14 protein-coding genes are annotated in these 13827 nt (G+C 63.7%); 7 read left to right on the forward strand and 7 right to left on the reverse strand.

The window, feature by feature from the left end; all coding sequences use genetic code 11:
• The first annotated feature begins 101 nt into the window (after positions 1–101).
• Genes ACODSZ_RS02745 through ACODSZ_RS02755 form a run of 3 tightly spaced genes read left to right on the forward strand, consistent with a single transcriptional unit; the run spans position 102 to position 3109 of the window.
• Complete coding sequence (locus tag ACODSZ_RS02745; RefSeq protein WP_008329279.1) at positions 102–1403, forward strand: CitMHS family transporter; 1302 nt, start codon at positions 102–104, stop codon at positions 1401–1403.
• A 43-nt stretch (positions 1404–1446) separates the two neighbouring features.
• Positions 1447–2802 carry an acyclic terpene utilization AtuA family protein gene (locus ACODSZ_RS02750; RefSeq protein ID WP_488926999.1) on the forward strand — a complete coding sequence of 452 codons (1356 nt, stop codon included), beginning with the start codon at positions 1447–1449 and terminating at the stop codon, positions 2800–2802.
• Between the two features lies 1 nt (position 2803).
• Positions 2804–3109 (forward strand): AtuA-related protein, encoded by a 306-nt coding sequence (locus ACODSZ_RS02755; RefSeq protein ID WP_175343469.1) that lies wholly within the window; start codon positions 2804–2806, stop codon positions 3107–3109.
• Between the two features lie 14 nt (positions 3110–3123).
• Here the strand turns inward: ACODSZ_RS02755 and ACODSZ_RS02760 are convergent, their stop codons facing one another.
• Positions 3124–3540 (reverse strand): type II toxin-antitoxin system VapC family toxin, encoded by a 417-nt coding sequence (locus ACODSZ_RS02760; protein WP_175343468.1) that lies wholly within the window; start codon positions 3538–3540, stop codon positions 3124–3126.
• A complete protein-coding gene (locus ACODSZ_RS02765) occupies positions 3537–3791 on the reverse strand; it encodes a FitA-like ribbon-helix-helix domain-containing protein (protein WP_008329283.1) in 255 nt (84 codons plus the stop codon). The genes ACODSZ_RS02760 and ACODSZ_RS02765 overlap by 4 nt, the downstream gene beginning before the upstream one ends.
• Positions 3792–4161: 370 nt before the next feature.
• Here ACODSZ_RS02765 and purT point away from each other — a divergent pair, with 370 nt between their 5' ends.
• Together purT and nadB are read left to right on the forward strand one after the other, a co-directional pair.
• Positions 4162–5373 (forward strand): formate-dependent phosphoribosylglycinamide formyltransferase, encoded by a 1212-nt coding sequence (gene purT, locus ACODSZ_RS02770; protein WP_034350391.1) that lies wholly within the window; start codon positions 4162–4164, stop codon positions 5371–5373.
• Between the two features lie 179 nt (positions 5374–5552).
• Positions 5553–7157 (forward strand): L-aspartate oxidase, encoded by a 1605-nt coding sequence (nadB, locus tag ACODSZ_RS02775; RefSeq protein WP_175343467.1) that lies wholly within the window; start codon positions 5553–5555, stop codon positions 7155–7157.
• A gap of 4 nt (positions 7158–7161) precedes the next feature.
• On the opposite strand, the gene ACODSZ_RS02780 is transcribed toward nadB, so the two are convergent.
• The 4 genes from ACODSZ_RS02780 to ACODSZ_RS02795 all read right to left on the reverse strand — a co-directional run bounded on the left by ACODSZ_RS02780 (position 7162) and on the right by ACODSZ_RS02795 (position 10826).
• The gene (locus tag ACODSZ_RS02780; protein ID WP_488927000.1) at positions 7162–7869 is read right to left on the reverse strand and encodes a hypothetical protein; all 708 of its coding nucleotides are present in this window, start codon (positions 7867–7869) and stop codon (positions 7162–7164) included.
• A 148-nt stretch (positions 7870–8017) separates the two neighbouring features.
• The gene (locus ACODSZ_RS02785) at positions 8018–9043 is read right to left on the reverse strand and encodes an ABC transporter substrate-binding protein (protein ID WP_175343465.1); all 1026 of its coding nucleotides are present in this window, start codon (positions 9041–9043) and stop codon (positions 8018–8020) included.
• A gap of 101 nt (positions 9044–9144) precedes the next feature.
• Positions 9145–10014 carry an ABC transporter permease gene (locus ACODSZ_RS02790; protein ID WP_488927001.1) on the reverse strand — a complete coding sequence of 290 codons (870 nt, stop codon included), beginning with the start codon at positions 10012–10014 and terminating at the stop codon, positions 9145–9147.
• A gap of 20 nt (positions 10015–10034) precedes the next feature.
• Complete coding sequence (locus ACODSZ_RS02795; RefSeq protein WP_008329297.1) at positions 10035–10826, reverse strand: ABC transporter ATP-binding protein; 792 nt, start codon at positions 10824–10826, stop codon at positions 10035–10037.
• Positions 10827–11237: 411 nt separating this feature from the next.
• Here ACODSZ_RS02795 and ACODSZ_RS02800 point away from each other — a divergent pair, with 411 nt between their 5' ends.
• Together ACODSZ_RS02800 and ACODSZ_RS02805 are read left to right on the forward strand one after the other, a co-directional pair.
• Positions 11238–11951 carry a response regulator transcription factor gene (locus tag ACODSZ_RS02800; RefSeq protein ID WP_008329299.1) on the forward strand — a complete coding sequence of 238 codons (714 nt, stop codon included), beginning with the start codon at positions 11238–11240 and terminating at the stop codon, positions 11949–11951.
• A complete protein-coding gene (locus tag ACODSZ_RS02805; RefSeq protein ID WP_299540637.1) occupies positions 11951–13348 on the forward strand; it encodes a sensor histidine kinase in 1398 nt (465 codons plus the stop codon). Before ACODSZ_RS02800 ends, ACODSZ_RS02805 begins: the two co-directional genes overlap by 1 nt.
• Before the next feature lie 21 nt (positions 13349–13369).
• On the opposite strand, the gene ACODSZ_RS02810 is transcribed toward ACODSZ_RS02805, so the two are convergent.
• The gene (locus ACODSZ_RS02810) at positions 13370–13813 is read right to left on the reverse strand and encodes a hypothetical protein (protein WP_008329306.1); all 444 of its coding nucleotides are present in this window, start codon (positions 13811–13813) and stop codon (positions 13370–13372) included.
• Between the last annotated feature and the right edge of the window lie 14 nt (positions 13814–13827).

A 13827-nucleotide genomic window follows, 5' to 3' on the forward strand; every position in this document is an offset into this window, starting at 1 on the left:
TGCGGAATCCGGTACGGAGACTGAAACAGAAAAGCAAAACGACACACCGGGCCGGATGTGCTGACACGACAAGAACATCACACCAAAAAACGGAGACACGCATGTTGGCCCTGCTCGGCTTTGTCACGATCGTATCCTTGTTCACCGCCATCCTCACCAAGAGGATGTCGCCGCTGGTGGCGCTGATCGCCATTCCCATCATGGCCGCCCTGATCGGCGGCTTCGGCTTGCAGACTTCCAAGTTCATCGTTCAGGGCGTCACCGCCATTGCACCGGTGGCGGGAATGTTCGTCTTTGCCATCCTGTTCTTCGGCATCGTGACCGATGCCGGCATGCTGGACCCCATCATCAGCCGCATCCTCAAGACCGTGGGTAGCCGCCCCACCCGCATCGTTCCCGGTACGGCACTGCTGGCCTTGCTGATCCACCTGGATGGATCGGGTGCGGTGACCTTCCTCATCACCATCCCCGCCATGCTGCCGCTGTACACGCGGCTAGGCATCGACAAGCGCATCCTGGCCTGCGTGGCCTCGCTGGCCGCGGGCGTGAATTTCCTGCCGTGGACCGGGCCGATGATCCGTGCCTCGGCCGCACTGCATATCCCGGTATCGGACATCTTCACGCCTCTGGTGCCGGTCCAACTGGTCGGACTGGCCTTCGTCTTCATCGCCGCGTATCTGCTGGGCCTGAAGGAGGAGCGCCGTCTCGGGCTGGGCAAGGGAGCCAGCGTGGGCTTCGTGCAGCAGCATGAACTGAGCGAAGCGCAACTGAAGATCCGCCGCCCGCAGAATTTCTGGGCCAATATCGTCCTGACGGTATTCGTGCTGGGCGTGATGATCAGCGGCAAGGTCGATCCGGTGGTCATGTTCATGATCGGCGTGGTGCTGGCCCTGATGATCAACTACCGTGACGTGGCCATGCAGCGCGAGCGCATCGATGCCCACGCCAAGGCTGCCCTGCTGATGGCCAGCATCCTGTTTGCGGCGGGCGTGTTCACCGGCATCATGACCAAGTCCGGCATGCTCTCGGCCATGGCCAAGACGGCCGTGGGCCTGGTACCGCCCGAGATGGCCAGCCATATCCCGGTGGCCCTGGGGTTGTTGTCGATGCCGCTGTCGCTGCTGTTCGACCCGGATTCCTTCTACTTCGGTGTGCTGCCGGTGATCGCCGAGGTCAGTCACATGCTGGGCGTGCCGACCATCCAGGTCGCCCAGGCGGCGTTGCTGGGCCAGATGACCACGGGTTTCCCGGTCAGTCCGCTCACGCCCGCCACCTTCCTGGTGTGCGGCCTGGCCGGCATCGAACTGGCAGACCATCAGAAATACACCATCCCTTTCCTCTTCGGCGCTTCCGTGGTGATGACCATCGCCTGCGTGGTGCTGGGATTGTTCCCGCTGTTCTGAGCGGGGGCAAGGGCAAGCGCAACCCCCTGTTCTGGAGAAGTACATGACCCACGATCCACAGCGCACCGTGCGCATCGGCGCCGGTGCCGGCTATTCGGGCGATCGCATCGAACCGGCCGCCGAACTGGCCGAGCATGGCCAGCTGGATTACCTGATCTTCGAATGCCTGGCCGAACGCACCATCGCCATCGGCCAGCAGGCCCGACTGGCCGACCCGGCCAGAGGCTATGACCCGCTGCTGGAAGAGCGCATGCACGCGGTCCTGAAGACCTGTGCCACGCGGGGCGTGCGCATCATCACCAACATGGGCGCGGCCAATCCGCTGGCTGCGGCGCAGCGGGTGCGCGAGATCGCGCGCGCATCCGGACTGGCTGGGCTGAAGGTGGCCGCCGTGGTCGGCGACGATGTACTGGAGGCCGTGCAGCAGGGAGCATGGCGTATCGAGGACAATGGCCAGCCGGTCGCTGCTCTCGGTACGCGCCTCATTTCGGCCAATGCCTATCTGGGCATCGCACCCATCGTGGAAGCGCTGCAGGGCGGCGCCCAGGTCATCATCACCGGGCGCGTGGCCGACCCGGCGCTGGTGCTGGCGCCGCTGGTGCACGAGTTCGGCTGGGCTGCCGATGACTGGGACCGGCTCGGCCAGGGCACGCTCGTCGGCCATCTGCTGGAATGCGCAGGACAGATCACCGGCGGCTACTTTGCCGATCCCGGCAAGAAGGATGTGGCCGGTCTTGCAAGGCTGGGCTTCCCCATCGGCGAAGTGAAGGCCGATGGCAGTGCCGTCATCACCAAGGTGGCGGGTTCCGGTGGCCAGGTCACGGCACGCACCTGCAAGGAGCAATTGCTCTACGAGATCCATGATCCGGGTGCCTACATCACGCCCGACGTGATTGCTGATTTCTCGCAAGTCCGCATCGAAGAAGTCGGGCCGGACCGCGTGGCCGTCACCGGCGGCCGTGGGCGTGCGCGACCGCAGACACTCAAGACCACGCTGGGTTACCGCGACAGCTTCATCGGTGAAGGCCAGATCTCCTATGCCGGCCCTGGCGCGCGAGCGCGTGCGCAACTGGCCGGCGAGATCGTACGCGAGCGGCTGGCGCTCACGGGCGCGCAGACCGAAGAACTGCGCATGGACCTGATCGGCATCAATGCCATCGCCGGTGAGCAGATGTCGGCGCATGCACCCGAGCCCCAGGAAGTCCGCCTGCGCGTGACCGGCCGCACGGCCAGCATGAAAGAGGCGATCCGCATCGGCAACGAAGTCGAGACGCTTTATACCAACGGCCCGGCCGGTGGCGGCGGTGCCACCAAGTCGGCCCGCGAAGTCATCGCCGTGCTGTCGCTGCTGCTGCCACGCACGCTGGTACATCCATCCGTTTTCATCGAGGAGGCCTGAGATGCTGCTCAGAGAGATTGCTCATTCACGTGCCGGGGACAAGGGCGACATTTCGAATATCTCCGTGATCGCCTATCGGCAGGAGGACTATGCGCTGCTGGAGCGCACCCTGACGGCCGAACGCGTGCGCGCGCATTTTGCCGGGGTGGTCCATGGTGAGGTGATGCGCCACGCGCTGCCGCATCTGGGCGCGCTCAACTTCGTGATGCAGCGGGCGCTGGGTGGCGGGGTTACCCGCTCACTGGCGCTGGATGCGCATGGAAAGGCGTTGTCGGGGGTGATGCTGCAGATGGAATTGCTGCCCTGAGAAGCGAAGCGGCGTCAGTGTTCCCACGGATTGATGACCGGCAAAGCGGCTGCTGCATAGGCAGACACGTCACGGGAAGCCACGCTGAAGTCGCAAGATGCCGCGATGGCGGCGATGTAACCGTCGGGCGTGGGAAAACCCCTGCCCGCCCGCCTGGCCTTGACGGCCAACTCGGCGTGAGCGCGGGCTGCATCGGTATCAAACGGGAGGATTCTGTCCTTGAACAGGCGCAGTATGCCTTCAAAACGACGCGCCAGCACATCCTGACGGCGACCTGCAGGAAGGCTGGCAATACCGAAGCCCATTTCGGCAATCGTGATGCTGGTCAGGTAAAGCGTCTGCGGGACCTGTGCGTTGAGCCAGGCGTGTACGCCGGGATGTATCTCCGGCTTCATGGCTTCGGAGACGACGTTGGTATCAAGCACGATCATTTGAACCTCATCGGCTGTGCAGGGCGACGCTCACGCATCTGCTCCAGCGCCTCGACATCTTCGTTGGTGACGCCCAGCGCGCGATTCATGTCGACCAGCGCATCTCCCAGTCGCAATTGGCCGCCGGGTCTGACGGCCAGGGTCAAGATTTCGCGGATTTCTGCCTCGGTGCTGCGCCCATGCTGGGCAGCACGCACCCGCAAGGCGCGATGTACTTCATCGGGAAGATTACGGACAGTCAGCGTAGCCATGACAGCATTACTCCGATTTGATATCAGTGCATTCATTCTAGTCATTTGAATCTCTCCTTTCCATCAAAAATGTCCTGGTGGTGTTGCCAGAGGAAAACGCTGCCCCCGAAAAGCTTCTCATCCAACAGGAGAATGCTGAATAGGGGGTGATTCGGCACAAAAAAGAGAATGAAGACCGACGTTATTCGATATAAACCACCCCGAGGGCCCCGAATCGTTGCCCGAGAGAAAAATAGGAATTTTTTAGCCAATTCTCCATCCCGAAAGTACGTACATTGCGACTGTCCAAACCGTGCAAGATTTGGTATCGTCCGCCCGTGATTCATTCTCGCACTGCATCAGCGCCCCCCGCTGACACACTCCCCCCGATATGAAAAAAGCAATCCGACTCGGTACTCCGCTGTCCCCTTCCGCCACCAAAGTCATGCTGCTGGGCTCCGGCGAACTCGGCAAGGAAGTCATCATCGCCCTGCAACGCCTGGGCGTGGAAGTCATCGCCGTGGACCGCTATGAAAACGCGCCCGGCCAGCAGGTCGCCCATCGTGCCCACGTCATCAACATGACCGACGGTGCCGCCCTGGCTGCGCTGATCGAGCAGGAACAGCCCGACCTGATCGTGCCCGAGATCGAGGCCATTGCCACCGAAACCCTGGTCAAGCTGGAAGAAGCCGGCCGCGCCCACGTCATTCCGACTGCGCGCGCCGCCTGGCTGACCATGAACCGCGAAGGCATCCGCCGCCTGGCCGGTGAAACCCTGGGTCTGGCCACCTCGCCCTACCGCTTTGCCGACAGCCTGGAAGAACTCAAGGCAGCCATCGACCAGATCGGCTTCCCGTGCGTGATCAAGCCGGTCATGTCCTCCTCCGGCAAGGGCCAGTCCAAGATCGACGGTCCGGAAGAAATCGAAGCCGCGTGGAATTACGCTGCCGCCGGTGGCCGTGTCGATTCCGGCCGCGTGATTGTGGAAGGCTTCATCGACTTCGACTATGAAATCACCCTGCTGACGGTGCGCTCGCTCAACGAAAACGGCGACACCATCACCAGCTTCTGCGATCCCATCGGCCACGTGCAGGTCAAGGGTGACTATGTCGAATCCTGGCAGCCGCACCCGATGCCCACCGCAGCCCTGGAAAAGGCCCGCGACATCGCCCGCAAGGTCACCGAAAACCTGGGCGGCCTGGGCCTGTTCGGGGTGGAGCTGTTCGTCAAGGGCGACATGGTCTGGTTCTCCGAAGTGAGCCCGCGTCCGCATGACACCGGCATGGTCACCATGGTCAGCCAGGTGCAGAGCGAATTCGAACTGCATGCCAAGGCCATCCTCGGCCTGCCGGTCAATACCGCTCTGCGCAGTCCCGGTGCCTCCGCCGTGATCTACGGCCAGCACGATGCCCGCGGCATCGCCTTCGACGGCGTGGCCGATGCGCTGCGCATCCCCGGCGCCGACATCCGCCTGTTCGGCAAGCCGGAATCCTTCGCCCGCCGCCGCATGGGCGTGGCCCTGGCCTCCGGGGACAGCGTGGAAACCGCTCGCATCCGCGCCAAGCAGGCTGCGGCCAAGGTCAAGCCGGTCGTTGCGCAGTGATGCTGCGCTGAGCAGAACCCCATGAACGGGCTCCGATGCAGATCGGGGCCCGTTTTGTTTTGGCCCGGGCGCAGTGCCTGCCGGGCTCCGGAAACGATATAAACGATATACGACAGCACGCTGGCCGCGACTGGTTATAATCATCGCCTCCCTCCACTACAGCAGCTTTGCTCACGATCATGAAGTGTGATGTCGTCATCCTCGGCAGCGGTCTGGCCGGTCTTTCCGTCGCTCTCCATCTGGCTGAAAAATATCAGGTGGTGGTCGTTTCCAAGGGCGAACTGCTGGACGGAGCCAGCAACTGGGCACAGGGCGGCATCGCGGCCGTGCTCGATTCGGGCGACAGCCATGCCCAGCACATCGCCGACACGCTGGTGGCCGGAGCCGGCCTGTGCGATGAAGGCGCCACGCGCACCATCGTCGAACAGGGTCGCCAGGCCATCGAGTGGCTCATCGCCCAGGGGGTGCCCTTCACCCGCGACGACAGCGCCGAGCTGGGCTATCACCTCACCCGCGAAGGCGGTCACAGCCAGCGCCGCATCATCCACGCCGCCGATGCCACCGGCCACGCCGTTCAGGTGACGCTGGAGCAGCGCGTGCGCGCCCACCCCAACATCACCCTGCTGGAACATCACTGCGCCATCGACCTGATCCACGCCGGCAAGCTTGATCCCGGGGCCGAACCACGCTGCCTGGGCGTGCATGTGCAGGATTCTGTCAGCGGCCACGTGCTGGCCATCGCGGCAGGACGTACGGTGCTGGCCACGGGCGGGGCCGGCAAGGTCTACCTGTACACCTCCAACCCGGATTCGGCCACCGGTGACGGCATCGCCATGGCCTGGCGGGCCGGCTGCCGGGTGGCCAATATGGAATTCATCCAGTTCCATCCGACCTGCCTGTACCACCCGTACGCCAAATCCTTCCTCATCAGCGAGGCCCTGCGGGGCGAAGGCGCGCTGCTCAAGCTGCCCGCCTCGGCCGGTGCGCTGGCAGGCCAGCGCTTCATGCCAGACCATGACGAGCGCGCCGAACTGGCCCCGCGCGACATCGTGGCGCGCGCCATCGACTTCGAGATGAAGAAACGCGGACTGGACCACGTCGACCTCGACATCAGTCACCAGAGTCCGGCCTTCATCGCCGAGCATTTCCCGACCATCCAGGCGCGCTGCCTGGAGTTCGGCATCGACATCACGCGCCAGCCGATTCCGGTGGTCCCGGCGGCGCACTATACCTGCGGCGGGGTGGTCACCGACATGGCCGGGCGCACCGACCTGCCGGGCCTGTACGCGGTGGGCGAGACGGCCTGCACCGGCCTGCACGGCGCCAACCGTCTGGCCAGCAACTCGCTGCTGGAATGTCTGGTGCTGGGCCGCGCCGCTGCGGCCGATATCGAACGGGAATTGTCAGCCGGTGTCTGGCGCATCGCCGACGTGCCACAGTGGGATGAGAGCCGCGTCAGCGATGCCGACGAGGAAGTGGTGATCGCCCACAACTGGGACGAACTGCGCCGCTTCATGTGGAATTACGTCAGCATCGTACGCACCGACAAGCGCCTGGAGCGCGCACAGCACCGCATCCGCCTGCTCAAGGAAGAGATCGACGAGTACTATGCCAACTTCCGTATCTCGCGCGATCTGCTGGAATTGCGCAACCTGGTGGACGTGGCACAGCTGATCGTCTCCAGCGCCTTGATGCGCAAGGAAAGCCGGGGCCTGCACTTCAGCCAGGATTACCCGCGCACCTTGCCGCGCGCCACCCCGACCATCCTGCCCGGACGGCAGTGAGCCTTCACTTGCGCTGGCGATACCGCTTGCGATAGACGTTGGGACTGGCCAGCACCTCGGCCACGGTGTGGCTGTAGCGGCTGGCACTGTCGCCCTGCAGAATATCGAATTGCAGTTCGGGCCGTTCGCGCGGCACCGCCATACATTGCGCCACGGGCGTCCCCTTGGGCAGCACGCCGACAAAATCCGCAGCGGTCCAGAGCGCCGGGAAATTGATCCCGGCGTCATGGAAATGATCCGCATCCACCAGCCCGGACAACAAGCGGAACGGCAGGTCATGCCGGTTTACCGGATGGGTCGCGAAGAGCGACCAGCCGGGTTCGAGCTCGATGGTCCAGAAACTGTTGAACTTGAGGACCAGCGCATCGCCCTGTTCGAAGGGCGAGCCCGTCACCTGGGCTGGTGGATGAAAACTCAGCGGTGCGCGCGGATGCCCTTCTACCGTCGTGGGCGGGGCTTCCCAGTCCCAGCGGAACTGGCCCTTGTCCACGTGCACATCACAAGGCAGCAGGATCATGACGCCATGTGCCATGGCATCGATGAAGGGCGGGCATTGCTTGACGGTACGAATGTCGCGGTCATGCAAGGGGGAGAAAGCCTTGGCCGGCATGCTGCGGATCCACTCCGGGATCATCTCGCGCGCCAGGCGCGGACGCGGCAACAGCTCCGCCAGGGCGGGATCACAACGGAAACGGATGTGCGGCGATGGCATGGGTGGCGTTTGCGCAGGAAGATGAAGACTGCGAACATACGCGCAGCCCGGCAGGACGTCCAGTCCCTCCCCGCTGACGGGAAGAAAATGGATGTGCTGCCGGGCTGTCGGACTATCGGACTGTCATGCAGCGCAGGCTGCCGCCGGATCAGCTGCCCTTGCGGTCCTTGAAGGCCGGCACGAACATTTCCTGCCAGCTGGCCGGCTTGGTCTTGATGGTACCGGCCTTGCCCATGAAGACCACGTACTGCATGACGTCCACCGGCGTGCTGGTGAACTCGGTGCCGGGGTCGGCCAGCATCTGTTCCACTTCTTCCTGAGGCAGTTTCAGCTTGGACACGCGCAGGAAGGTCTCGGCCGCACCCTTGCGGTTCTTGGCGATGTAGGCATTGGCCTCTTCCTGTGCCGCCATGAAGGCCTGGGTCAGCTTGGGATTCTTGTCGGTGAAGGATTTCAGGGCGAAGACCACATCGATGGTGATATGGCCCAGCACGTCGGTCGAATTCAATACGCGGGTGATGCCCGGTGTCTTGCCCTCCTGGTAGGAGAACGGCGGCGAAGTGAAGTGGGCCGTGATCTCGGTCTTGCCCGAGACCAGCGACGCCATCGCTTCCGGATGTGACAGGCTCACCGTCAGCGGGTCCAGCTTGGCGTAGTTCTCGATACCGAAAGTCTTGGCCGCCGCCATCTGCAACAGCACCGCCGACAGCGAAGTCTTGATGCCGGGAATGGCGATCTTGTCCTTGGGCGTGAAGTCCTTCAATGACTTGACGTTGGGGTTGTTGGTATTGAGCCAGAGCGGTGCGGTCGACAGTGCGCCCAGGCCCACCACTTCCGAACGCGGAATCCCGTGCGCCTTGGACCACAGCGTCACGAAGCCCGGCGCACCGGTACCGGCGATATCGAGGTTGCCGGCCAGCATGGCGTCGTTGATGACGTTGCCGCCATCGAGTAGCACCCACTTGGTTTTCACATCGCCCAGGCCCATCGCCTTGGCGTGCTTCTCCAGCAGGTTCTGGTCACGGATGACCATCAAGGGCAGGTACAGCAGTCCGTAGCCGTGCGAGATCCGCACCTCCTGCGCTTCGGCATGGGCGGTGCCGGACACCCCGGACAGGACCAGAGCGCTGGCCATCATGAGGCTGGTGAAAGTACGTCGTGTGTAGCGTTGCATGCTTGTCTCCTGAAGTTGTTCAGTGGTTCGGTCTTGTATGGATCGTTGCTTGTTGATGTATGGCTTGCGTGGATCTTGTATGCAGACAAGATCCACCCGGCTCAGTGCTGCATGCCCCAACGACGGATGGTGCGCTTCTCGATCTGGGCAAAGATCAGGTTCTCCACCACCAGGCCGATGATGATGACGAAGAACAGGCCCGAGAACACGTTGGCCGTTTCCAGCTGGTTGCGGTTCTCGAAGATGTACCAGCCCAGGCCACCGGCGCCGGAGGATACGCCAAAGACCAGCTCGGCGGCGATCAGCGTGCGCCAGGCGAAGGCCCAGCCCACTTTCAGGCCGGTGAGGATACTGGGAAATGCCGCCGGAATCAGGATCGATTTCACCAGCGAGAAGCGGCGCAGGCCATAGTTCTGGCCGACCATGCGCAGCGTATTGGATACCGCGCGGAAGCCGCCATGGGTATTGAGCGCGACCGCCCACAGCACCGAATGCACCAGCACGAAGATGATGCTGCCGGTGCCCAGTCCGAACCAGATCAGCGCCAGCGGCAACAGCGCGATGGCCGGCAGCGGGTTGAACATCGAGGTCAGGGTTTCCAGCAGGTCATTGCCGATGCGCGAACTGATGGCGACCGTGGTCAACAGCCCGGCCAGCAGGATGCCCAGGCCGTAGCCGACCAGCAGGGTCTGCATGGACACCGCCGCACGTTGCAGCAGCACGCCGCTGCCGATGCCGGCGAAGAAGGCTTGCACCGTCTCGCTGAAGCTGGGGAAGAGCAAGGCATTGTCCAGCCAGCGGCCATAGAGTTCCCAGATCAGGGCCAGTACCAGCAGGATCACGGTCTTGCGCAGCCAGCCCATGCGGTAGAGCGATTCGAAGGCCGACAGCGGACGCTGTACTTCGGCAGCGGCGTCGGGATTGGGGTCCACCAGGATTTCCGGGCGGACGAAGGGCAGATTGGTTTGCATGATGAGGTCTCCGGCGCGGCTCAGTGGTGGGCGAACAGCATGTCGTTGATGCGGGTTTCCAGCTCGGCCTGGGCGGCCGTTCCCAACTGGCTCGGCGCAATGCTGTTGAGTTCGGCGCGGACCTGGCCGGGATGGGGTGTGAGCAAGAGGATGCGGGTCCCCACGCGGATGGCTTCTTCAATCGAATGGGTCACGAAGAGCACCGTGAACTGGGTGTCATCCCACAGGCGCAGCAGTTCGTCCTGCATCTTGCGGCGGGTCAGTGCGTCCAAGGCGGCGAAGGGTTCGTCCATGAGCAGCACGTCCGGCTCCATGGCCATGCCACGGGCAATCGAGACACGCTGCTTCATGCCGCCGGAGAGCATGTGCGGATAGCTGTCGATGAACTTGGCCAGGCCGACCTTGCCGATGTAATACTCGGCGCGCTCGGCGGCGGCCTTTCCTTGCAGGCGGCCACTGGCGTGCAGCGCGAACTCCACGTTCTGGCGCACCGTCTTCCAGGGCAGCAGCTGGTCGAATTCCTGGAACACCATCATGCGGTCCGGACCCGGCTCATGGACTTCCCGCCCCTTGAGACGGATCGCGCCCGAGGTCGGTTGCAGATAGCCGCCGATGGCCTTCAGCAGCGTGGACTTGCCGCAGCCCGACGGGCCCAGCAGGATGTAGCGGTCGCCCGGATGGACGTTGAAACTGACATTGCGGGTGGCGGTGACCAGCGAATCGGTGGTCTTGTATTGCAGGGTGACGCGGTCGATTTCCAGCAGCGGACGCGATGGGTCGAGGGCCGACGCACCTTGGGCAGGGTCGCTCATGCAGGTCTCCAAATGATTTATAGGATTTATGTTGGAGTGGATGCTAGGCCGCCAAGCTGTAACGAATCTGACTAGAACCCATTTCATAAATAGACGTGAGTGCGAGCGAGTCCCGTTTGGGATGAAGTGCAAGGCGCGAATTTGGGTCAAGACTGGGCGTCTTGACCCAAATTCGTAACGCAGCAATTCGCCCAAACGGGCCGCTCCCTCCGGGTTCTGTCCAGAAAGGGCGCTGGCCGCGTTGCGCGCCTTGCCAGCGCCCTTTCTGGACAGAACGCATCTCACGCCTATTTATGAAATGGGTTCTAAATCCTGACGTCTGTTTTTCATGGACGGTTCGGGCATACAATGGCGCCCTGCCCAAGCAGCGCGCAACAGCTGCGGCATCGGAAAATGACAATGGAGATCCCCATGCGCATCCTGCTGGTCGAAGACACTGCCGACGTGGCCGAGGCCATCGTTTCCCACCTGACCCGCATCGGCCACACCGTGGAATGGGAAAGCCACGGCGGCCACGCCGCGCGCCGCCTGGGCGAAGCCTTCGACCTGCTGATCCTGGACGTGATGCTGCCTCAGACCGATGGCTTCACCCTGCTGGAGCAGTTGCGCGCCCGTGGCCAGCACACGCCGGTGCTGATGCTGACCGCCTGCGGAGAAATCGAAGAACGGGTCCGCGCGCTCGATCTGGGTGCGGACGATTACCTGGTCAAGCCTTTCGATTTTCGCGAACTGGAGGCGCGCATCCGGGTGCTCTTGCGCAGAAGCGGTGGCGAGTCGACCAACCTGCTGCACTGCGCCAACCTGTGCATCGACCGCAAGAGCCGCACCGCCACCCTGGATGGCCAGCCCATCGACCTGACCCGGCGCGAAGTGACGCTGCTGGAAATCATCGCCGCGCGCCCCGGACGCATCTTCAACAAGGATGAACTGATGGACCGGCTCTTCACGGTCGACGATACGCCCAACGCCAATACGGTCGAGCAATACGTGGCGCGTCTGCGCAAGAAACTGGCCGGTGCCGCCTTCGAGATCCGCACCCTGCGCGGGCTGGGCTATCAGCTGGTGCCGCAGGCGCCGGCGCTGGCAGAGGCGGCGGTATCCAACCCGGCCGGTGCCCTGCACTGATGCACGGCCGTTCCCCGCACGTCCTTGTCGGACGTTCGCTCTATACGCGGCTGGTGGTGCGGGTGGGCGCGGTACTGCTGGTCAGTGCCGTGGTGCTGCTCATCGCCATCTGGATCTCGACCCAGCTGGCTGCGCGCCAGGCCTATGACCGCATCCTGGCCGGCAGTGCCTTGCAGATCGCCGAGAACACCTGGTACGACCATGGTGAGGTCAACGTCGATGTGCCGCTGGCGGCGCTGTCCATGCTGGGCACGGGCGACCATGCCATCTATGCGGTCTTCGATCCGCACGGCCGGGTGATCGCAGGCGACGGCGAATTCCGCCCGGAGATCCCCTGGAACGAGCTGGAGCAAGGCCCGCTGCTGCGCGATGGCGACTATCTGGGCACACCGGTGCGCATGGCCATCATCGGTCGCCGTATGCCGGTCGACAGTCCCCATCCCTGGGCCGTGATCGTGCTGGCGCAGACCAACAATGCGCGCATGTCCTTTGCCCAGAGCCTGGGCGGCAAGGCACTGGTGGTGATCGTGGTCATGAGCGCGCTCACGATTCTGGCAGCAATGTTCACCCTGTATCAGGCACTGGCGCCCCTCAAGCGCATCGAGGCGGCCATCCGCGAACGGGACCTGAACGATCTTTCACCTCTGTCGTTAACCGTGCCGGCCGAGACCCATGCGCTGGTCTCGGCCATCAATGCCTTCATGGAGCGACTGGTGGTCCACCGCGCCACCATGCGTCGCGTCATCGGCGATGCCGCGCACCAGCTGCGCACGCCCGTCACGGCACTGGTGGCGCAGATGGAACTGCTGGCCACCGAATCCAGCGAGGACAAGCGCCAGCGTCACCTGGCGCAGTTGCGCGAACGCACGCGCAACCTGGGTGCGCTGGTCAACCAGCTCATCAATCACGCCATGGTCCAGCATCGCAATGACAATCGCTTGCAGGAGCGCATCGCGCTGGCCGAACTGGTGCGTTCACAGATGACGGAGGTGCTCTCGAACCGCTCGCGTACGCCGCCCGATCTGGCGCTGGACGTCCCGCCCCTGCCCTGTCTGATCCAGGGCGATCCCATTGCGCTGGGCGAGGCCATCAAGAACATCCTCGACAATGCCCTGCAATACGGCGCGCCGGGACTGTTGCACGTGCGCCTGGACAGCGATGGCCGGCAGCACCGCCTCAGCTTCATCGATGATGGTCCGGGCATTGCCGCCAGGGACTGGGAACGATTGCGCAAGCCCTTTGCCCCGCGCGGGGAGAACCGCATGGGGGCCAGCCTGGGCTTGTCCATCGTGGAAGAAGTGATGCGGGCCCATGGCGGCGAGATGCGCTTCGACTATCTGCCCGACGGGCATTTTGCCGTCGTGCTGGAGTTTCCTGCCTGGACGGAAGCGGCCTGATGTGATGGCCGGACCGATGTGCTATTTCCACTCCAGGATCGCGTTGCGGCGATCCAGCCAATGCAGCTTCACGCTGCCCGGCGCCACCTTGCGCGCCGCGCAGGCACTGGCCGCCAGGGCGAAGGACGCATCGTAGTAGCGGCCGCTGGCCGACGAACGCAAGGGTGTCTGCGGCGCATTGCGGGCGATCCAGTCGGCCGCATTGGTGCGCAGGAAGATCATGCAGGCGCTGCCGCCGGTCTCGGCCACCTGGCAGACGCAACTATTGCCGGAGGTCGTGATGGGCTCGCTCAGCGGTGCATTGCGGTTCAGCGCATCCGGGACCGGTACAGGGACCGGCACCGGAACGGGCACACCCTGCTGCGGACCATAGTGTCCGCCGAGATCGCGCGTGGTGACCTGGGCGCTGGCCGGCAGCATCAGCACGCCCAGCAGCAGCGGCAGCAATCGGATCGAGTGGTTCATGGGTGGTGTCTGCC

Source organism: Herbaspirillum sp. FG34 (assembly GCF_057809315.1).